The sequence below is a fragment of the Flavobacterium foetidum genome (assembly GCF_004634245.1).
GTDB lineage: Bacteria > Bacteroidota > Bacteroidia > Flavobacteriales > Flavobacteriaceae > Flavobacterium > Flavobacterium foetidum.
On sequence record NZ_SJTF01000001.1, the window covers coordinates 504,617 to 525,420 of the forward strand.

Consider the following 20,804-nt stretch of genomic DNA (forward strand, 5'->3'; position numbering starts at 1 on the left):
TACAATAGTTATGTTTAAAAACGTTAAAACAATCGTTGTTTTAGTTTTATTGAGTTCATTCGGAATGAATGCACAAAATAAAGTTCCGGTTTATCTTGATGATAGAAAGCCAATTAATGAACGTGTAGAAGATGCGCTAAAGCGAATGACAACCGAGGAGAAAATCGCGATGATTCATGCACAGTCCAAATTTAGTTCGCCAGGAGTAAAACGTTTGGGAATTCCAGAAAACTGGATGACTGACGGGCCTCACGGTATTCGTACAGAAGTAAAATGGGACGAATGGGATCAAGCTGGCTGGACAAACGACTCTTGTATTGCATTTCCGGCTTTGACAGCACTTTCTTCGACATGGAATAAAGAATTGTCTTTATTGTACGGCAAATCGATTGGAGAAGAAGCTCGTTACCGTAACAAAAACGTACTATTAGGACCAGGAGTTAATATTTACAGAAGTCCGTTGAACGGGCGAAATTTCGAATACATGGGAGAAGATCCGTTTTTGGCCTCAAAAATGGTGGTTCCTTATATTAAAGGCGTACAAGCAAATGGAGTTGCGGCCTGCGTAAAACATTTCGCTTTAAACAATCAGGAGACAAATCGTAACTCTGTAAACGTAATCGTAGACGATCGTGCATTGTACGAAATTTATCTTCCAGCTTTTAAAGCCGCAGTTCAAGAAGGTGATGTGTGGTCGATTATGGGATCATACAATAAATATAAAGGGCAGCAATGTTGCCACAACGAGTATTTGCTAAACGATATTCTTCGTGGAGAATGGGGTTTTAAAGGTGTTGTAGTTTCAGATTGGGGCGGTGTAAACGATACCAAACAAGCCATCCACAACGGATTGGATATGGAATTTGGTTCTTGGACAAATGGTCTTTCTTGGGGAACAAGCAATGCTTATGATAACTATTATTTGGCAAAACCCTATTCTGAAATGATCAGAAAAGGTGAAGTGGGCACAAAAGAACTAGACGAGAAAGTACGCCGTATTCTACGCTTATCTTTCTTGACAACAATGGACAGAAACCGTCCTTTTGGTTCTTTTGGAACTGAAGAACATGCTTTGGCAGGACGCAAAATTGCCGAAGAAGGAATCGTTTTATTACAAAACAACAACAATATTCTGCCAATCAATCTTTCAAAAACTAAAAAGATTGCGGTCATTGGAGAAAATGCAATTAAGATGATGACTGTTGGTGGCGGAAGCTCTTCTCTAAAAGCAAGATACGAAATCACCCCTCTGGAAGGATTAAAGAAAAGAATCGGAAATCAGGCTGAAATTGTATATGCAAGAGGTTATGTTGGAGACCCAACTAGCAACTATAATGGGGTAGTGGCTAAAGTAAGCTTAGAAGAAAAACGTCCGCAGTCCGAATTAACGGCTGAAGCTTTAAAAATTGCTAAAGATGCCGATATTGTTCTTTTTATTGGAGGTTTGAACAAAAGCGAAAATCAGGATGACGAAGGTCATGATCGCAAACATCTAGAATTGCCTTATGGTCAGGATAAATTGATCAGCGAATTAGCCAAAGTGAATAAAAACATTGTTTTCGTAAATATTTCAGGAAATGCCGTTGCGATGCCTTGGATCAAAGAAGTTCCAGGAGTGGTTCAGGGATGGTTCTTAGGAACTGAAGCTGGAAATGCTTTGGCAAATGTTTTGGTTGGAGATGTAAATCCGTCAGGAAAACTTTCTTTTACTTTTCCAGTAAAATTAAACGATAACGGAGCTCATGCCCTAGGAGAATTCCCAGGTGGTGACGACGTAAAATACAATGAAGGAATTTTTGTTGGATACCGTTGGGCAGACAAAAACAAAATCAAACCGTTGTTTTCGTTTGGTCACGGACTGAGCTATACCACTTTTGCTTATGGAAAAGTAACGGCTGATAAAAAACAAATGACAACAGGAGATAAGATTACATTTTCTGTCTCGGTAAAAAATACAGGAAGTCGCGACGGATCAGAGGTGGTTCAGCTTTATATCAGTGATTTAAAAGCTTCATTGCCTCGACCGGTAAAAGAATTAAAAGGTTTTGAAAAAGTGGCTCTTAAAGCTGGAGAAGAAAAAACAGTGACGTTTACAATCGATAAAACGGCTTTAAGTTTCTTTGACGACAAAAAACACGACTGGGTTGCTGAGCCAGGAGCCTTTGAAGCTGTTATCGGAGCATCTTCTACAGATATAAAATCTAAAGTGGGATTCTCACTTCAATAATTTCATTATTTCTAAATTGGTTGGTTGTAAAGCTGCAAGTCTAAAAAATTTGCAGCTTTGCTTTAGTTTAATTTTACCATTGGCATTAAGAAAAATAAAGGAGAGCTTTATTTTCTTAAATATAAATGAGTATTATTAAAGTCTAGCTTAATTTTCTTAATATCTTAAATGGTTAAAAAAAATAAAAATAACATGAAAAAAATTATCCTTGCAGTATTAGCCTTATTTTTAATGCAAAATCTTTCAGCGCAAAGCTTGAATAAAATGCAATGGTTTAACGAACCTGAAAAATGGGAAATTAAAAACAATGCCCTGATTATGAATGTTACAGCAAATAGTGATTACTGGAGGATTTCGCATTACGGATTTACAGTAGACGATGCGCCATTTTATTATGCCAATTATGGAGGTGAGTTTGAAGCAAAAGTAAAATTGACAGGAAATTATATCGCACGTTTTGATCAAATGGGGCTAATGATTCGTATTGATGAAAAAAACTACATCAAAACGGGAGTGGAGTTTGTCGATGGAAAATTCAATGTCAGTACAGTTGTGACTCACGAAAAAAGTGATTGGAGTGTGACAGCATTAGATAAAGCACCGCCGTTTATCTGGATAAAAGTCGTTAGAAGATTAGATGCTGTGGAGGTATTTTATTCTTTAGACGATAAAAATTACATCATGACTAGAAATGCTCCTTTAGAAGACAATAAACCGGTCATGGTAGGATTAATGGCCGCTTCACCTGACGGAAAAGGTTTTGAAGCAAAATTCGAAAATTTTACCGTAAAACATTTGCCAGATCAGCGAAGGCTTGAATGGCTTAAGAATCATCAGTAAATAAAATTCCAATTTTTTAAATTCCAATATCCAAGCTTATAGATTTTAAAATGTTAGAAATCTATGATTAAAAAACGATCATAACCTTAAACCAAAATAAATGAATACAATTTCATCAGATATTCAACCAAAGAAACATTATGAAATTCTGGACGGTCTGCGTGGAGTTGCGGCTATTTTAGTCGTGGCTTTTCATATTTTCGAATCTCATAGCGGCGGGAACCGTTTTATACAAATTATCAACCACGGATATCTGGCTGTAGATTTCTTTTTTCTTTTATCGGGATTTGTTGTAGCCTATGCCTATGATGATCGTTGGGGAAATATGACGCAATGGGAGTTTTACAAACGCAGATTGATTCGCTTACAGCCAATGGTGATTCTAGGAATGATTATTGGGGCGTTATTGTATTATTTTCAGGCGTCAGATATATTGTTTCCGCAGATTGCCGGGATGGAAGTGTGGAAAGTGATTTTGACCATGATAATAGGTTTTACCTTATTGCCAATTCCGCCTTCAATGGAAATTAGAGGTTGGGGAGAAATGCATCCGTTAAATGGTCCTGCGTGGTCGCTTTTCTTTGAATATATTGCAAACATTTTGTATGCGCTGTTTTTCCGCAGATTTTCGAACAAGGTGCTAACGTTTTTTGTGGTAATATTTGCCGGTCTGTTAATTAATTATACGGTTTTTGGCCCCAAGGGAGATGTCATTGGCGGATGGTCTCTAAATTTGGAGCAAATGAATGTAGGTTTTACAAGATTGTTATTTCCATTCTTTGCGGGAGTTTCACTATGCCGTTTAGGAAAGCTGATCCACCTAAAAAACGCTTTCTGGATTTGCACTATTTTAATAACTATTGTTTTGGCTCTGCCACGATTTGGCGATGAAAACAGTCTTTGGATCAATGGATTGTATGAGTCATTCTGCATTATTTTGGTATTTCCGCTAATTGTGGCAATTGGCGCTGGCGGACATATCAAAAGCGAATTTTCAAATAAAATCTGCAAGCTGTTGGGAGACATTTCGTATCCAATTTACATTACTCATTATCCGCTGATTTATTGGTACACGGCTTGGGTAGTAGATAAAAAAGTATCATTAAAAGAAGGTTATCCATTCGGAATCGCTCTTTTATTTGCAAGTATATTGTTGGCTTATTTATGTTTGAAATTGTATGATGAGCCAGTTCGCAAATGGCTTCAGAATAAATTTCAGAAGAAAAGAGCTGCATAAGTTTTTTTTTTAGAGTTTGTAATTTTTGTTAGTTACAAATGCAGAAGGGGATGAAACATTTTTGTTTTATCCCTTTTTTAGTTAGATTTGATTCTCAAAAATATAAGAAATGTCACCGATTGATGATACCCACAAAATGCCTATATACATCAAGGCAGAACAGATTTTTCAGCTGACACAAGGCCTGGTACAGATTGTGCCGCCTGAGAATGAATACTTGCAGGAAACTGTGGTTAAGTACATGCTTGAAAATTCCATGACTATTCCAGTAAAAATTGCTGGAGCAGAAGGCGGTGATTTGTATGATTTAAGAATGGAAAATGCCGCGCTGATTCGTAAAGCTGCCAGAGAATTGTATGTTCAGGCCGGAAGTCTTCGTTTTGAAGAAGGAATCAGAGATAAGGATTATATCGAATTGCTTCGAAATACGATTGAAGAGTTTCGTCTTTTGTTTGTTGACTGGGTTGCTGGATTTGATCAATATAATTATATCAAGGACAGCTGGGGATTGTTTAATCCTCCAGGAGTTACAGCACACGATAAAGATCCCGATGCTGATATTCCTTTTGATCCGAATGATTTTTTTGAATTTGATAATGAAGAAGATTACGATGATGACGAAGATTAAAATAAAAGGGAACGCTGCTGTTCCCTTTGATCTTTTAGCGTAATTCATAAAAACTTCGTTTTCCAATTTTAATTTTTGTTTCTTTTTGTAAAGCAATAGATTCGTACGGATTTGTAATTTTCACATTGTTGACTTGTACAGCACCGCTTTCAATCAATCTCCTGTTAGCCGATTTTGTTATCTCATTTTTTAATGAAGCACAAAGGTCAATTAGGGCGATTTTATCAGATTCATTTTCTAATGTAGAAATTAAAACTGGAACAAAAGATTTCACATCTAAATTTTTGTTTTGAAATTGATTAACAAAGAATTCTTCTGCTTCATCTGCCTTTTCTGCGTCATGGTATTGCGTTATGATATTTTTGGCAATCAGTTTTTTAATTTTCATCGGATTTTCATTTTCAAGCCTTTTTTTGATTTTTTTGTTTTTCTTCGAATGAAAAATCGGTTGTCAATTCTAAAAATTCTAAAATAAGATCATCTGGAATCGACATCGTTTTGCCGAACATTTCCTTTGGCTCGTCAATCAGTCCGATAGTGTTATGAAGCGATTTGCTCATTTTTTCTTTTCCGTCAAGGCCTTTCAATAAAGGCATGCACATTACAATCTGGGTTGCCATTCTAAAATTTTCCTGCAATTGTCTTCCCATTGTGCAATTGAACAGCTGGTCGGTTCCGCCCATTTCAATATCAGCATTTATTTTGACCGAATCAAAACCTTGTAAAATTGGGTAAACGAGTTCGTGCATTGCAATCGGCGTATTTTCGGTAAAACGTTTGTTAAAATCATTTCTATGCATCAATTGCGCAACTGTCACATTCGACATGATCTGAATCACTTCAGCAAAAGAAAGTTCGTCTAGCCATTCTGAATTGAAAACAATTTTAGCTTTTTCAACATCAATAATTTTGGATAATTGTGTAATATAAGTTTCGGCATTGTGCTGTACCTCTTTACTGCTAAGCGGTTTTCTGCTTTTGTTTTTTCCTGTAGGATCGCCAATTCTAGCTGTAAAACTTCCTACCACAATCACAATCTGATGTCCGAGATCCTGAAATTGTTTTAGTTTTTTCAATACAACAGCATGTCCTAGATGCAAATCGGGAGCAGTGGGGTCAAATCCTAGTTTGATGACTAGTTTTCTGTTTTCTTTTTGAGCCTGATTGATTTTTTCTTCCAAACCATTTTCAGGAAGAAAGATGGCCGCATTTTCTTTTAATTTTTGAATTGTTTCCATTTTTTGAAAATAAAAAAGCCCGGACGCAATGCCCGGGCTTTAAGGTTTATATAATTTATTTGTCTAATTTACAGTTGAGAATACGTTGAATTATATGCATAGCCTATCCGAGCAGATGTTATTGCATAATAATAAGTGCTGAAAAAAGGAAGACGTAATATGCTGTTCAAGAATTTCATGACTGCAAAGATAAATTTTTTATAATAATTTATCGGTTGGTAGAATAATAAAATCAAATTTGATTTACTGGAATTTTTTTTAAAATCTCCCTCAAATACTTTTGCGCATAGATTTTTTCACGCAGATTTATACAGATTAAAGCAGATCTAAACAGATTTGAGTATTGTAGCAAACAATAAAGATTCAAAGGAAAAACCTTTGTCCCTTTGAACCTTTGTAACTTTGTATCTCAAAAGAAAAATTATTCTAAAACCAATTCTGCTAAAGCTTCTTTGCTGAAACCTTTTAATTCATCCGTTTTTCCAGCCTTGATTTTAGCCACCCAATTTGGGTCAGACAAGAGAGGTCTTCCAACAGCAACCAGATCAAAATCGCCTCTGTCGAAACGTCTGTTCAATTCTTCTAAAGAAGTTGGCTGTGAACTTTCTCCAGCAAACGCACCAAAGAAATCGCCAGAAAGTCCTACAGAACCTACTGTAATAGTTGGCGCTCCGGTTACTTTTTTGGCCCATCCGGCAAAGTTTAAATCAGAATCCTCAAATTCAGGTTCCCAGAAACGGCGTTGCGAAGCGTGTATAATATCCACACCAGCATCAACAAGAGGAGTGAGCCAAGCTTCTAATTCTTGCGGATTTTTAGCCAGTTTATAGTTGTAATCAGAAGGTTTGAATTGAGAAAAACGCATAATTACAGCAAAATCACTTCCAACTTGTTTTCTGATTTCTTTTATTACCTCAATAGCAAAGCGATTGCGTTCAGGCAATGTTTTGCCGCCATAAACATCTTCACGTAAATTAGTTTCAGCTCTAAAGAATTGGTCAATTAGATAACCGTGAGCACCATGAATTTCGATGGTGTCAAAACCTAATCTTTTCGCATCAGCGGCAGCTTTACCAAAAGCGAGAATAGTATCTTCGATATCTTTTTCAGTCATGGCTACACCGTTTCTAAAATCAGGACGGTTTAATCCAGAAGGTCCTTCGAATGGAACCGGCGGCACCCATCCAGAATGGTGATTATCCATAATTCCCATATGCCAGATCTGCGGCCCCATTTTTCCGCCAGCAGCGTGAACTTCGTCAATTACTTTTTGCCAGCCATTTAGCGCTAAATCCCCGTAAAAATGAGGGACATTAGCATCATTAGAAGAAGATTTCCTGTCGATAACAGTTCCTTCAGACAAAATTAATCCAACTTCGCCTTCAGCTCTTTTTTGGTAGTAAGCTGCGACTTCATCCGTTGGAACTCCGTTTGGAGAAAAAGAGCGCGTCATTGGCGCCATTACGATTCGGTTTTTCAGATTTAACGATTTTAGGTTAAATTCAGAAAATAGGTTGTTTGTACTCATAGTAATTTTACAAATTAGATTGAATTAATTTACTAAGTGCTTCAAAGGCACCTTCGTTGCGTTTATAGTAAGTCCATTGCCCAACACGTTTGGCTTCTATAAAACCAGCGCGTTGTAAAATAGACAAATATTCAGATACTGTAGATTGCGTCAAGCCAGCTTTGGCTTGAATCTGCCCAACGCAGACACCATGCTCAAATCCGCCATGTTCTAACTGTCCCGGAAAATTAAGTTCGGGTTCCTTAAGCCATTCCAACATTTGAAGTCTGGCTTTATTAGAAAGAGCTTTAAAAATTTCTATCGTTTCCATGAAACAAATATATCGACTTTTCCCGATATATCAATTAAGTGAAAAATATTTAGCATAATTTTAGGATTGGAAGTTCGGAAACTAGCTCTTTTCGGATAGAAAATTTATATTTGCCTATAGAATAATCTCGCAAATAGTGTGCTGATTATAAGATTGAACCCCAAATAAATAAACTTAACTATGAAAAAAACTTTACTAATCGCGGCGTTTCTATGCTGTGTGGTTACCAGTTCTAAAGCACAAGTTGTAGGCGTAGATGTAGGAGATATTGCTCCAGAAATAGATCTTCCAGATGCAAAAGGAGAAAATACAGCACTTTCTTCGTTGAGAGGCTCTTTGGTTTTGGTTGATTTTTGGGCTTCATGGTGTGGTCCGTGCATCAAAGAGCAGCCATTACTAGTCAAACTTCATAGTGCTTATCCAGATAAATTATCAATTTATGGCGTTTCTATGGATACCAAAAAGCCTTTATGGACGGCTGCAATTGCAAAAGGAAAGTTGCCTTGGACAAATGTAAGCGATTTAAAATATTGGAAATCTCCTGTAGTGAACGATTACATGCTGCAGTCGGTTCCGTTGAATTTTTTGATAGATAAAAACGGAATCATTTTAGCCAAAAATATTCATGGAAAAGCTTTAGAAGATAAAATAAACGAGCTTCTAGGGTCGCAATAGTTTTCTTAACAGCCAGTAACGCTAGTTAAGTTATATAAAGCAATTATCTCGCATGGTCGCAGAGTCGCAAAGTTTTAAATTAATTTTCTTTGCGAATCTGTGGTTTTGCGAGATTTTTTAAATTTTGTGTTTTAGCTAACAGAAATTAAAAAGCTATACCAAACTGAAAACCAACCGTAAATGTTGCGGGATGGTCATTTCCAAAACGTATTGGCAACGGAAGAGCTGCAAAATAACTGCAATTTTCGCTTTTAATAATGGTTTTGTTGATTACAGGTGTAAAACCATATCTGCCTCCGCTTTCAAAAGCTGCTCTTCCGGCAAAAGTGTACCCATTTCCCAATGCGACCAGCACCCCAGGATGAAACAGCAGATTGCTAACTTTATCACTGCCACCCTGAACTCTAATATTAGGAACCACTTCAAATGAAAAACCAATTTTTTGATTTTTCCAAATGTTAATGCCTGTGGGAAAACCAACGGCATAATAATCGCGAAAGTTTACATTGGTTTGTTCATTGCTTATTGTAGTAATGGGATGCATAATGCCGAAGTACCCTGTAATTTTAGGATAAACAGTTTGAGAATTGATATTGGCCGATAAGGTCAATAAAAGAAATAAGTAAATGTGCTTAATAGTCATAAATAGTTTGTTTTTTAATCGGAAAACAAAGCTAAGTATGGTTCATTTTGATAAATAGAACACTATTTACCTTTTGTATCTGATTTACTTTTTGAAGCGTTTTTTCTGTATGAAGAAGGATTTTTTCCAGTGTGGAGTTTGAAGATTCTTGTAAAGTGGCTTTGGTCTGAAAACCCAGTCATATAGGCGATTTCCGTTAAGGTAAAAGTAGAATTCTGAATCAGATTTATGGCTTTCTCTATACGTAATTTGCGTACATATTCCCCAAAATTAAGATCTTCAAAATACTTTGAAAATTCTCTGGATAAGTAGGATGGGTTTAGCTCTAAATCATTTGAAATCTTTTTCAGATCAAAAGTAAATTGGGTGTCAATCTGATCTTGTATTATTTCTTTTAATTCTTTTACCCAAGAAGGAGTTTTTTTATTGGATTTCTTTTCGGCTAGAAATTTTTTATAAACTTCCTGCAACAGGCTTTCGAAAGGGCTGTTCTGGAGATGGTTTTGGTTGTACAAATAGGAGGCCCAGCTGTAAAGTGCGTCATAAATTTTCAGACCCGTTTCCAGTAATAAATGATCGTCGGTAATGTTATGAGCAAGCCCTGCCGAAATCGCCCAGAGCCCCGCAGCTTCTTTTGCTAGATTATGTTGGTCGGTATCGGCGCCTCTAACAATTTTTGCCATTGTTAAAACAGCAGGATCAGTGATTTGATGTTTTTTTACAATATAATCAAATGTGCATTCTTCATTGTAATGGCTATATTCTACATTTGGAATGTCAAACGGTATGGCGCCAAGTTCTTTTGCTTTGCTAAGTACGTCATCAAATGGAACATACAGGAATTCGGCCTCAGAATCGATAAACTTTTTAATAAGCCATGGGCACGCAATTCTGTCAATTTTGGGTCTTTCCCGTGTGATCCATTTCATTTTTTCTTAATTAAGAATTATTCTTGCTCTTGATTTTTGGATACATTTCTCACGCCGCCAAAATTAGTTTTCATCATTTCTCTAATCTGAAACTGGGTTTTATTTCGTGTAACGCTTTTCCATTCGTCAAAATCAAAAATATGAATTTTGTCCGCATACGGATTGGTTACGAAAAAAAGTCTTGATATAGAGAATTTGTAATATTTTAGTTCATGCGAAATGTGGCGGTCGGGAACCACGATAAGGATTGTGTCCCAGTCCAGAAAATTCTTCGGAACATCCTCTCTTTCTGTTAATCCAAGAGAATCAAAAAAGGCAACTATCTTTTGATCATTATTCTTGTCGATTTTTTCATCGATTCGTTTAATGGTGCTCAGAAGCTTTTTTTCATCTTTAATAACACTCATAATACTCTCTGCTTTTTAAATTTTTATATAAAATTACACCAAAAGAAAATTATTTTGAAAAGTATAGCCAATAGAATGATTCTAAATTTTACCCCTCATTTTTACCTAATAAAAAAGAGTAATTGCGAACGTTTTGATAAAATACTATTAATTTAGAACTGTTATAAAACTTAATTTTATCGTTTTGCACATTCTAACCACTAACCGCTTTTTTATGAAAATAGTATTGCCCAAAGCATTTTTGCTGTTTCTGATTATTTGTTCTGCGTCATCTTTTGCTCAAAACAAATCAGACAGAGAGCTTATTTTGATTGACAAGGACTGGAGTTTTTCTTTTGGTCATTTATACGATACCAAAAAAGATTTAGGACATGCTACGGGCTACTTTTCCTATTTGACCAAAACAGGTTTTGGAGATGGTCCCGCAGCAAAGGATTTTGACGATCGTGCCTGGAGAAAACTTGATCTTCCTCATGATTGGGCGGTTGAACAGCTTTTTAGCGAAAGCGCCAGTTTTAGTCATGGATTTAAAGCAGCAGGAAAAAATCATCCTGAAAAAAGCATCGGTTGGTATCGAAAAAAGATTAGTATCCCAGAATCAGATAACGGAAAGATAATTTCTTTGCAATTCGACGGTGTTTTTAGAAATTCAAAAGTATTTTTTAACGGCTATTACCTCGGAACAGAACAAAGCGGTTATAATGGTTTTGAATATGATGTAACGGCTTACGTTAATTATGGAGGAGAAAATACAATCGTAGTGCGCGTAGACGCTTCGATGGAAGAAGGTTGGTTTTACGAAGGTGCTGGGATTTATAGACATGTTTACTTAAAGAAAACCAACCCCATTCATGTGGCTGCAAATGGAACGTATGTTACTTCTGAATTAAAAGACGATGATGCAACAATTACAGCAACCGTAGAAATAGCAAATAAAGGAAGGTTTGAAGGTTCGATTGAAATAATTCAAACAATTTTGGATGATAAAAATAACAAAGTTGCGATTTCTTCTGAAAATAGAAAAGCTCCCGACTTCTATCAAACTATTGCTTACAGTTCAAAACTGGGTGTCCAAAAACCGATTTTATGGGATGTCGATTCGCCGAATTTATATCAATTGATTACCGAGATAAAAAAGGAAGGAAAAATAATTGACAGTTATAAAACTTCTTTCGGGATTAGGACTGTTGCATTTGATCCTGAGAATGGCTTTTTTCTAAACGGAAAACCTTTAAAACTAAAAGGAACTAACAATCACCAAGATCATGCAGGAATCGGTACGGCGCTTCCCGATGAAATTCAGTATTACAGAATTAAAAAGCTGAAAGAAATGGGTTCGAATGCCTATCGATGTTCGCATCATCCACCAACTCCTGAATTGTTAAAAGCCTGTGATGAATTAGGAATGCTGGTGATCGACGAAACACGTTTAATGGGAATAAACGATTATCACTTGAATGATTTGGAAAGAATGATAAAACGAGACCGAAACCATCCGAGTATTTTCTGCTGGTCGGTTGGAAATGAAGAATGGAATATTGAGGGCAATATTGTGGGGGAAAGGATTACGAATGTCATGCAGGATTTTGCCAAAACGATTGATCCAACAAGACCTGTAACGGTCGGCATCAGCAGCGGATTTAAAAGCGGTATTTCGTCTGTAGTTGAAATTATGGGCTATAATTATTTAGGAAACGGTGATATTGATGCGCATCGAAACGAATTTAAGAAACAACCTGGAATGGGAACAGAAGAAGGTTCGACATTTGCGACTCGTGGCATTTATTTTACTGATGAAACAAAGCATTACCAGAGTGCGTATGACAAGAAACCTCGTCCTACTTTTTACAGCATTGAAGAAGGTTGGAAATTCTATGCTGAAAGACCTTATTTGGCCGGAATGTTTATCTGGACAGGATTTGATTACCGAGGTGAACCGACTCCGTATGGATGGCCTTCGGTAACGTCATATTTCGGAATGATGGATGTGTGCGGTTTTCCGAAAGACAATGTTTTCTATCTCAAATCTTGGTGGGGAAATCAACCCGTTTTGCACGTATTGCCACACTGGAATTGGAGCGGCATGGAGGGCAAAGAAATTGATGTCTGGACATATTCGAACTGTGATGAAGTGGAACTTTTTCTAAATAAAAAGAGTCTGGGAAAAAAGAAAATGCAGCAAAACGGACATTTAGAATGGAAAGTGGAATACGCGCCAGGAACTCTCGAAGCAATTGGTTATAAAAACGGTAAAAAAGTACTTTCAGATATTCAAAAAACAACTGGAAAACCAGAAAACATCAAATTGTCATTAGATAAAGAAAATGTTTTAAAAGGTAATGTTTCTGTTGTAACGGTTGAAACTACTGATAAAAATAATTTGCACGTTCCAACAGCAAATGACGAAATTACGTTTTCGATAAAAGGAGGAAAAATTCTAGGAGTAGGAAATGGTGATCCGACATCATTAGAAAAAGATAAATTTATTGATGACATAACACTTGTTTCCATAAATAATTTTATGGAACAAAAAGGCGCAAATTCGACTTTGCCACAACAATTAGCACATTATTCAGAAAATGACTGGACGGAAGCTTTTAAAAATCGGGATTATAAAAAACAAGCAGCCTCTTATGTTTATAAAGGAGAATTTGAGCTAAGAAATAATTCGGCTTCTAATCTTGTGAGTTTCTTTTACAAAAAAATAGGAGTTGAAACAGTGGTTTTTATAAATGGAAATAAAGTTGAACCAAGCAAAGAAGATGTTCAAAAATATATTTTGAATACATCGATTTTAAAAGAAGGTAAAAATACAATCCACATTGCAACAACGCCATTGCAAAAAATAAAAGACTGGGATGTTATCAACACAGATCCCGGAATTATTCAGGTTATAACTCCAGCAGAATCTTGGAAAAGAAAGCTTTTTAACGGTTATGCCCAAATCATTATTCAAAAAGATGATAATGCAAAAGAGGTGATTTTATCCGCTTCCGCGAAAGGATTACGTGCTAACATTTTAAAAAATTAAATTAACTGTAAAGTTCGCTAGGATTTAGGCAAAGCACGCAAAGAGAAATAAAACTTTGTGTCTATGCGTCTCTGCGAGATTCTTCCATAAAGCTAAAAAAAACTTAGCAAACCTTGCGTAAATCTTTGCGTTCATTGCGGTTAAACCTAAAACCTGAAACTTTAAACCTGAAACAAAAAATATTGTTTGATTTTCATAACTTTGCCAAATGAATAATCACACAGAAATACAGAATTGCGATTTCACTTCAGATTTGAAGATGAAGGGTTTTAAAGTTTATCCTATAAATGGAGATTTCACCAAAGTTCCCGTGTACAGTCGAAGAGATTTTTATAAAATCTGCATCAATACCAGCAAAAGCATAATCCAATACGCAGACCGAGGCATAGAGACAGACGGAACGATTTTGTTTTTCGGGAATCCGATTATTCCGTATTCTTGGGAAACTCTTTCTGAAGGATATGAAGGTTATGCGTGCGTTTTTACCGAGGAGTTTTTTAAAACCACAGACCGATCAGAAACACTAAATGAATCGCCGTTGTTTAAAATAGGAGGAACTCCGATTTTTTCTTTAACAACTGAACAAAAGGTGTTTATAGATTCGTTGTTTCAAAAAATGATTGAAGAATATGAAACCGACTATGCTTTCAAAGACGATTTAATGCGCAGTTACGTCAATTTGATTATTCACGAGTCAATGAAAATGCAGCCTTCAGAGAACTATTTTAAGCATAGAAATGCTTCTTCAAGAATTACTTCGCTGTTTTTAGAATTGTTAGAAAGACAATTTCCTATTGAAACTAAAAATCAACCCTTAGTTTTAAAAACACCACAAGATTATGCGCAAAGCCTTTCTGTACATGTGAATCACCTGAATCGTTCGGTGAAAGAAGTTACCGGAAAACCTACAACAGCGCACATTACGGAACGTATCATTAACGAAGCAAAAGCGTTGTTGCAGCATACAGATTGGAGTATTGCGGATATTGGCTATTCACTTGGATTCGAATATCCAAGTTACTTCAATAATTATTTCAAGAGACTTACGGGAACGGTTCCCAAATCACTTCGGATGTAATTGTTTCAATTTCTTAATTTTTTGTTTGAATGTTGTTATTTTCAAGAAGCGTTGTTGCGCTAATTTTGCTTTTGAAATTACAGTATTAATCATTTATCAGTCCTTGATAACTACACAACACTTCATAAAGCGGTTTCTAGCTCTCTTAATTTAGTTTTCTGATTGTAGCGATATCGTAATTTTTAAATGAATTAAAACTCAAAAAATAGGTAAATTTATGTCAACAAATTATGCAGCCGTTATCGAAGAAGGAAAAGTCCCGAATACTTATATGACGGGTGACGTTTCCTATAAAAAACAAACAAGTGATATTCATCCCAAAAACACTTTAATTAAGGAAGTTACTTTTGAACCTTGCGCAAGAAGTAATTGGCATAGTAATGCAGGTCTTCACATGCTGATTGCAAAAGAAGGAGAAGGTTATTATCAAGAAAGAGGTAGCGCCGTTAGAAAGCTTAAAAAAGATGATGTAGTAACGATTTTGCCAGGAATAGAACATTGGTACGGTGCTACACCATTCGGGAAATTCTCTTACGTTGCCATTATCACAGAAGTAGATAAAGGCCACGGAGTCTGGCTAGAAAAAGTAACCGATGGAGAGTATTTTATTTTAGGTTTTTGAGGTTCTAAGGTTCTGAGGTTCTGAGATTCAAAGGTTCTGAGGTTTTGGAGGTTCTAAGGTTCTGAGATGCAAAGGTTCTGAGGTTCTGAGCTGCTAGATAAAGTTTACGTAGCGTGCCTTGCGTAAAACCTTAGCGCTCCTTGCGGTTAAACCTGAAACAAGATTTCAACAGAAAAAAGAATTTCGGAAAAATGCGGCGATAAAAAGGGTAGCGTGCTTTGCGTAAACCTTAGCGCTCCTTGCTGTTAAACTAAAACAAGATTTCAACAAAAAAAAAGGAATTTGGAAAAAAATGCGGCGACAAAAAGGGTAGCGTGCCTTGCGTAAAACCTTAGCGCTCCTTGCGGTTAAACCTGAAACCTGAAACATGAAACAAATTAAAACTAAACAAATTATAAAAATGGAAACAAAAAGCATTAAAGCCTTTGGTACAGAAGCTGCCGAAGCACCTTTGCAAACCTTAAATATAAAAAGAAGAGCAGTACAGGCTCACGACGTAGAAATCGAAATTTTATATTGCGGCATTTGTCACTCCGATCTGCATACAGCTCGCAACGAGTGGCATGGTACAATATATCCGATTGTTCCAGGGCATGAAATCGTTGGGCGTATTACAAAAGTAGGCGATCACGTAAAAGGTTTCAAAGTAGGTGATCTGGCCGGAGTGGGATGTTTGGTTGATTCTTGTAGAGAATGCGAACATTGCAAAAATAATCAGGAACAATTTTGTGATGAGGGAAACATTCAGACATTTAATTCGCCAGACAAACATTTAGGAGGACAGACTTACGGAGGCTATTCGCAGAGCATCGTGGTAGACGAAAATTATGTACTGCATATTTCAGATAAATTAGATCTTGCTGGAGTTGCGCCTTTATTATGTGCCGGAATAACAACTTATTCTCCGTTAAAACACTGGAAAGTAGGTCCTGGGCAAAAAGTAGGTATCGTGGGCATTGGCGGACTAGGACATATGGGAATCAAAATAGCAAAAGCTATGGGCGCTCATGTGGTGGTTTTTACCACTAATCTGTCTAAAGCAGAAGATGCAAAACGACTTGGAGCAGATGAGGTTGTCTTGTCAACAGACCCAACACAAATGGCGCAGCACGCCAGAAGTTTAAACTTTATTTTAGACTGTGTTTCTGCTGAACATAATATTGATGCTTACTTGAATTTGCTAAAAGTAGACGGAACTTTAACTCTTGTGGGAGCGCCTATGGAACCGCTTCCGGTGACATCTTTTAGCCTTATTTTAGGAAGAAGAAGCTTCGCAGGTTCACTAATCGGAGGAATTGCAGAAACTCAAGAAATGCTTGATTTCTGTGCACAACATAATATCACATCAGATGTAGAGGTAATTGGCGTTAACGATGTAAATGACGCCTACGAAAGATTATTGAAAGGAGATGTCAAATATCGTTTTGTGATAGATATGGCTTCTTTGAGTTAGATTTTTTAAGGTTCTGAGGGGCTGAGCTACTAAGGTCCTGAGGTTTATGAGGTGCTGAGGTTCTGAGCTACTAAGGTTCTGAGGTTCTGAGCTACTAAGCTACTGAGGTTCTGAGCTACTAAGGAACCAGTTTGAAGGTGCTGAGATGCAAAAAAAACTTAGAATCTAAGCACCTTAGTACCTTAGAATCTAAGCACCTTAGAAGAAAAAAAAACAAAACCCCTTAAGCAATTCAACTCTTAAGGGGTTTCTAAAAAATAAATAATAACCAATTAAATTTATTTTATTTTTTGTCAAGATTTTGTTTCAGCAATTTTGCATGTTCTAAATGTGCTGTCAATCCTGCGATATTGTTGGATGCCCAAAGCTTAACATCATCGTCGTGCGCATTTTTAGAAGCATCTTCAAGCTTTTTAATGGCTTTTTCATGACCATCAATCATCATATCGGCGAATTTTTTATCAAAATCTAAACCTGATTTTTCGTTTAATTTTTTATATTCTTCCTGACCATCTTCTGTTAGAGAAGTTGGCAAAGTAAAGTTTTTCGCTTTCGCTAAAGCACTTACTTCAGAAGCTGCCTTAGTGTGTTCGTCAACTAGCATTTTTCCGAATTTCTTTACTTCCGGATTGGTACTTTTGCTTTGCGCCAGTTTTCCTATTTCGATTTCAGCTAAGTTGATTTCAGCCTGATCTACCAAAAATTCAGAATCATCTTCTTTATTGTCAATAGTATCAAATTTTGCTTCGTTTGCATCTTCGGCTACCTCTTTTGGATCTTCTTGTTTAGTTTCATTTTTACAAGATTGAAGGAATATAATAATAAGTCCTGCTCCCAAAATGGCTTTTCCGGCTAATAATAACTTTTTCATGATATATAATGGTTTAAATGTTATGATGTAAAATTATCTACTATCTAGAAGGATTGTCTTACAGGATTCTAGAAGATTGTTATATGATTTTGATGCTGGCTTATTTATTCCTAAAAAAATTCAACGAATTAATTACAGTAGTCACTTATATATTAAACCGTTGGGTGAGTTGTTTTTTTAATTCTAGCAAATCAGCTTATATATAAATCTGTCTAAATCTGCTTTAATCTGTTGAATCTGCGTGAAAAATTTATAAGCAAAAGAATTTTGTTTCCGCTCAAAAATGTCTTGTTTTGAGTATGATGAAAAATAGGTGATTATAAAAAAGATTAGTCTTTTACCAATTCATTTAACAAAAAAAAATAGCTAAACCCGTTTGGTTAAATTATTTTTTTCCATTCTATTAAATCAGCTTATATACAAATCTGTCTAAATCTGCTTTAATCTGTTTTGAATCTGCGTGAAAATTTATGAACAAAAGGATTCCCTATAGATTTTAGCAGATTAAATTACATTTTAGTTTTGAGTAAAGCTACTTTATTCTATTTCACTCAACGGGTTAGCTAAGCAAAAAATAAAGAATAACCAGCCCGAAAGAGTTTGCTTTTTTTTTGCACTAGAAAATCACGATTTATGCTGCAATCCCACAACTATGAAATTTCAAACAAAAATTCTATAACAGAAAATTCTTAATTAATGATGAATTTTGACATAACAGATTTCGACATACAAATGTCAAAGTATAAACTTAAAATTTTAAGTCATGCCAGATCCAAGAATTAAAAATGAGGAACAATATGAGGCGTTGGTAAAAAAAGGATACAGCAAAGAAAAATCTGCACGTATCGCCAACACGCCAGATGCAGGGAAAAAAGGAGGCAAGGCCAAACCTTATGAAGAATGGACCAAAGAAGAGCTTTTAAAACAAGCCAGCAAAGTAGGTGTAAAAGGTCGTTCTTATATGAATAAAAAAGACCTTATTGAGTCTTTGAGAAACAATTAATTAATAGAAAAGAATTACGCAGCAGTCATGAATGCCAGAACCCAGAAATTAATGAGCCAGTTGATCAAATCACCGCATTTGGTGCTAGAAAAATTGGATCTAGTTTATGTAAGCAATCAAAATCTTCCGATTGAAAGATGCGAAAGCGAAGACGGTTTTGTCTACAAAAAAAATGGACGCTGTATTAAACAGAAATCAGAGTTAAAACGTTTCAGTAGTCTGGTTTTGCCGCCAGCTTGGGTAAATGTCAAAATTTCTGATTTATCAAATGGGCATTTGCAGGCTGTTGGTCTTGATGTTAAAAACAGAAAACAGTATCGTTATCATCCAAAATGGAATATCATTCGCAATCAGACCAAATTTTACAAAATAGCTGAATTCGGATCAAAACTGCCGGCTATACGAAAACAGGTCGATAAGGATTTAGAACAAAAAGAATGGTCGAAAGATAAAGTCACTGCTTTGGTTATTCGTCTGATGGAAGAGACCCATATTAGGATTGGAAACGAAAAGTATGCTAAAGATAATAAATCATACGGGCTTTCTACTTTGAGAAAACGTCATGTCAATATCAATAAAAATACGCTTCGGTTTGAATTTGTTGGCAAAAAAGGAAAGCAACATACTGTGACGACGCGAAACAAACAATTGATAAAATTGGTAAGCAGATGTGAGGAAATTCCGGGTTGGGAAGTTTTTAAATATTATGATAAAAACGGCGAAAGAAAGGTTCTAGACAGTCACGCCGTTAATCAATATCTGCACTGTATTTCTGGTGAATATTTTAGTGCAAAAGATTTCAGAACATGGGCAGCTTCGATAATATTCTTTGAGAATTTAATGGAATTAGGAGTTACAAGTGATGAAAAAGAAATCAAAAAAAATATTGTAACAGCCTATGACGCAACGGCAGAATCGCTAGGTAACACCAGAACTGTCTGCAAGAATTATTACGTTCATCCTTTGTTGATTTCGACTTATGAAGACGGCTCTATTCAGAAATACTTTGATAAAGTCAAAAAAAGCCGAAGCAACAAAAAATATTTTACAAGATCTGAAGATGCTTTTTTAGAACTGATACAGAATTATCAAGTCAGTCTTACTTAAGTATTATACAATAAAGAGTTTGGCGTTGCTCTCAAACAAAACGGCCACATACAAATCATTATTAACTAAAAAATTACTATTATGTTACGTTGGACAGTCACATTTATAATTCTAGCCATAGTGGCGGGGATTTTCGGTTTTGGCGGAATTGCCGCTGGAGCAGCCAGTATAGCTAAAGTTTTATTCTTCATATTTTTAGTATTGTTTATTATATCACTAATAAGCGGAAGAACAAGAGTTTAGTTTTAAATTCAGTAAATTAAAAACAATAAAGCGACACACTACTTCGGTAGTGGTGTCGTTTTTTTATTTTGAAATTCTTTCACAAAAAAAAACCGCTGAGAGGACTAGTCTCAGCGGTGTTTTTCTGTAAAAGTTTTAAGATTTAGAATTTTCTAGGATCATTATCTGGGTAATCCTCTTCGTCATCGCTTTCCTGGACATCGTCTTCGATGTACTCATTGTCTTCGTTTTCATAATCTTCATCTTCATCTTGATCGATGTCTTCTAGGTCGTCTTCGGTTTCATTAAAATCATTTTCAAAAGTATCGGCAGGGTTGTCAAATTCATCATTTTCAACTTCGTCGTCAATACCTTCTTCTATGTATTCATCTTCACTTTCAAGTTCAACTTCGTAAATATCGTCGTTATTGTCTTCAAGGTCTCTGTCAGTATGAAAATCATCATCCAAATCGTCTAAATCATCGTCAGAAAGATAATCTTCCTGATCAGGATTAATTCCGTTCGGATTATAGCCATTTCGTACGGTATAGCCGCGTTCTGCAATTTCCCTGTTGTTATTATCAGATTCTTTTACGTTTGTGATATCTTCAAGATGATTGTTAATACGTCCTGAATTTCGATTGTTGTTATCTAAAGTACTCATGATGTGTAGTTTTTAAAATTTGTATATAACAAAGCTAGAACCGATATGTGGCTTTTGTCTTATAGAATTGCTTTATGTAATTGTATAATTA

The 20,804-nt window shown here is 35.9% G+C and carries 21 protein-coding genes; 12 read left to right on the plus strand and 9 right to left on the minus strand.

Going from position 1 to position 20,804, the window contains the following annotated elements:
• Positions 1–10: 10 nt before the first annotated feature.
• From E0W73_RS02190 to E0W73_RS02205, 4 genes are all read left to right on the plus strand, one after another.
• Complete coding sequence (locus tag E0W73_RS02190) at positions 11–2,227, plus strand: glycoside hydrolase family 3 C-terminal domain-containing protein (RefSeq protein ID WP_135220446.1); 2,217 nt, start codon at positions 11–13, stop codon at positions 2,225–2,227.
• 192 nt (positions 2,228–2,419) lie between these two features.
• Positions 2,420–3,067: a DUF1349 domain-containing protein gene (locus E0W73_RS02195; protein WP_135220447.1), complete on the plus strand. Its 648-nt coding sequence runs from the start codon at positions 2,420–2,422 to the stop codon at positions 3,065–3,067.
• A gap of 100 nt (positions 3,068–3,167) precedes the next feature.
• On the plus strand, positions 3,168–4,304 hold the full coding sequence (locus E0W73_RS02200) for an acyltransferase family protein (protein ID WP_135220448.1): 1,137 nt from the start codon (positions 3,168–3,170) through the stop codon (positions 4,302–4,304).
• A gap of 109 nt (positions 4,305–4,413) precedes the next feature.
• The gene (locus E0W73_RS02205; RefSeq protein ID WP_135220449.1) at positions 4,414–4,932 is read left to right on the plus strand and encodes a hypothetical protein; all 519 of its coding nucleotides are present in this window, start codon (positions 4,414–4,416) and stop codon (positions 4,930–4,932) included.
• Between the two features lie 34 nt (positions 4,933–4,966).
• Here the strand turns inward: E0W73_RS02205 and E0W73_RS21540 are convergent, their stop codons facing one another.
• The 4 genes from E0W73_RS21540 to E0W73_RS02220 form a co-directional block, all read right to left on the minus strand.
• Complete coding sequence (locus E0W73_RS21540) at positions 4,967–5,320, minus strand: S4 domain-containing protein (RefSeq protein WP_244248416.1); 354 nt, start codon at positions 5,318–5,320, stop codon at positions 4,967–4,969.
• 13 nt (positions 5,321–5,333) lie between these two features.
• Entirely contained in the window at positions 5,334–6,170 is an 837-nt protein-coding gene (tyrS, locus tag E0W73_RS02210) for a tyrosine--tRNA ligase (RefSeq protein WP_244248417.1), read from the minus strand.
• Positions 6,171–6,591: 421 nt separating this feature from the next.
• Positions 6,592–7,698, minus strand: a complete 1,107-nt coding sequence (locus E0W73_RS02215) for an NADH:flavin oxidoreductase (protein WP_135220450.1) — start codon at positions 7,696–7,698, stop codon at positions 6,592–6,594.
• A 7-nt stretch (positions 7,699–7,705) separates the two neighbouring features.
• The gene (locus E0W73_RS02220; protein ID WP_135220451.1) at positions 7,706–8,008 is read right to left on the minus strand and encodes an ArsR/SmtB family transcription factor; all 303 of its coding nucleotides are present in this window, start codon (positions 8,006–8,008) and stop codon (positions 7,706–7,708) included.
• A 180-nt stretch (positions 8,009–8,188) separates the two neighbouring features.
• Here E0W73_RS02220 and E0W73_RS02225 point away from each other — a divergent pair, with 180 nt between their 5' ends.
• The gene (locus E0W73_RS02225) at positions 8,189–8,683 is read left to right on the plus strand and encodes a TlpA family protein disulfide reductase (protein ID WP_135220452.1); all 495 of its coding nucleotides are present in this window, start codon (positions 8,189–8,191) and stop codon (positions 8,681–8,683) included.
• Positions 8,684–8,828: 145 nt separating this feature from the next.
• Here E0W73_RS02225 and E0W73_RS02230 read toward each other — a convergent pair whose 3' ends face one another.
• From E0W73_RS02230 to E0W73_RS02240, 3 genes are all read right to left on the minus strand, one after another.
• Positions 8,829–9,326: a hypothetical protein gene (locus tag E0W73_RS02230; protein WP_135220453.1), complete on the minus strand. Its 498-nt coding sequence runs from the start codon at positions 9,324–9,326 to the stop codon at positions 8,829–8,831.
• Between the two features lie 62 nt (positions 9,327–9,388).
• Positions 9,389–10,255 carry a chromate resistance protein ChrB domain-containing protein gene (locus tag E0W73_RS02235; protein WP_135220454.1) on the minus strand — a complete coding sequence of 289 codons (867 nt, stop codon included), beginning with the start codon at positions 10,253–10,255 and terminating at the stop codon, positions 9,389–9,391.
• Positions 10,256–10,272: 17 nt separating this feature from the next.
• Positions 10,273–10,662, minus strand: a complete 390-nt coding sequence (locus E0W73_RS02240) for a hypothetical protein (RefSeq protein WP_135220455.1) — start codon at positions 10,660–10,662, stop codon at positions 10,273–10,275.
• Positions 10,663–10,876: 214 nt separating this feature from the next.
• Here E0W73_RS02240 and galA point away from each other — a divergent pair, with 214 nt between their 5' ends.
• The 4 genes from galA to E0W73_RS02260 all read left to right on the plus strand — a co-directional run bounded on the left by galA (position 10,877) and on the right by E0W73_RS02260 (position 16,846).
• Positions 10,877–13,693: a beta-galactosidase GalA gene (galA, locus tag E0W73_RS02245; RefSeq protein ID WP_135220456.1), complete on the plus strand. Its 2,817-nt coding sequence runs from the start codon at positions 10,877–10,879 to the stop codon at positions 13,691–13,693.
• Positions 13,694–13,901: 208 nt separating this feature from the next.
• Positions 13,902–14,771, plus strand: coding sequence for a helix-turn-helix domain-containing protein (locus E0W73_RS02250; RefSeq protein ID WP_135220457.1), 870 nt, complete (start codon positions 13,902–13,904; stop codon positions 14,769–14,771).
• Positions 14,772–14,988: 217 nt separating this feature from the next.
• Entirely contained in the window at positions 14,989–15,393 is a 405-nt protein-coding gene (locus E0W73_RS02255; protein WP_135220458.1) for a cupin domain-containing protein, read from the plus strand.
• 400 nt (positions 15,394–15,793) lie between these two features.
• Positions 15,794–16,846 (plus strand): NAD(P)-dependent alcohol dehydrogenase, encoded by a 1,053-nt coding sequence (locus E0W73_RS02260; RefSeq protein ID WP_135220459.1) that lies wholly within the window; start codon positions 15,794–15,796, stop codon positions 16,844–16,846.
• A gap of 283 nt (positions 16,847–17,129) precedes the next feature.
• Here E0W73_RS02260 and E0W73_RS02265 read toward each other — a convergent pair whose 3' ends face one another.
• On the minus strand, positions 17,130–17,717 hold the full coding sequence (locus E0W73_RS02265) for a DUF4142 domain-containing protein (RefSeq protein ID WP_135220460.1): 588 nt from the start codon (positions 17,715–17,717) through the stop codon (positions 17,130–17,132).
• Positions 17,718–18,480: 763 nt separating this feature from the next.
• Between E0W73_RS02265 and E0W73_RS02270 the strand changes: the two genes are divergently transcribed.
• From E0W73_RS02270 to E0W73_RS02280, 3 genes are all read left to right on the plus strand, one after another.
• Entirely contained in the window at positions 18,481–18,720 is a 240-nt protein-coding gene (locus E0W73_RS02270; protein WP_135220461.1) for a DUF7218 family protein, read from the plus strand.
• Positions 18,721–18,747: 27 nt separating this feature from the next.
• Positions 18,748–19,827 carry a DNA topoisomerase IB gene (locus E0W73_RS02275; RefSeq protein WP_135220462.1) on the plus strand — a complete coding sequence of 360 codons (1,080 nt, stop codon included), beginning with the start codon at positions 18,748–18,750 and terminating at the stop codon, positions 19,825–19,827.
• Positions 19,828–19,908: 81 nt separating this feature from the next.
• Positions 19,909–20,070: a DUF1328 domain-containing protein gene (locus E0W73_RS02280; RefSeq protein ID WP_135220463.1), complete on the plus strand. Its 162-nt coding sequence runs from the start codon at positions 19,909–19,911 to the stop codon at positions 20,068–20,070.
• Between the two features lie 142 nt (positions 20,071–20,212).
• Here the strand turns inward: E0W73_RS02280 and E0W73_RS02285 are convergent, their stop codons facing one another.
• Positions 20,213–20,713 (minus strand): hypothetical protein, encoded by a 501-nt coding sequence (locus E0W73_RS02285; protein WP_135220464.1) that lies wholly within the window; start codon positions 20,711–20,713, stop codon positions 20,213–20,215.
• Between the last annotated feature and the right edge of the window lie 91 nt (positions 20,714–20,804).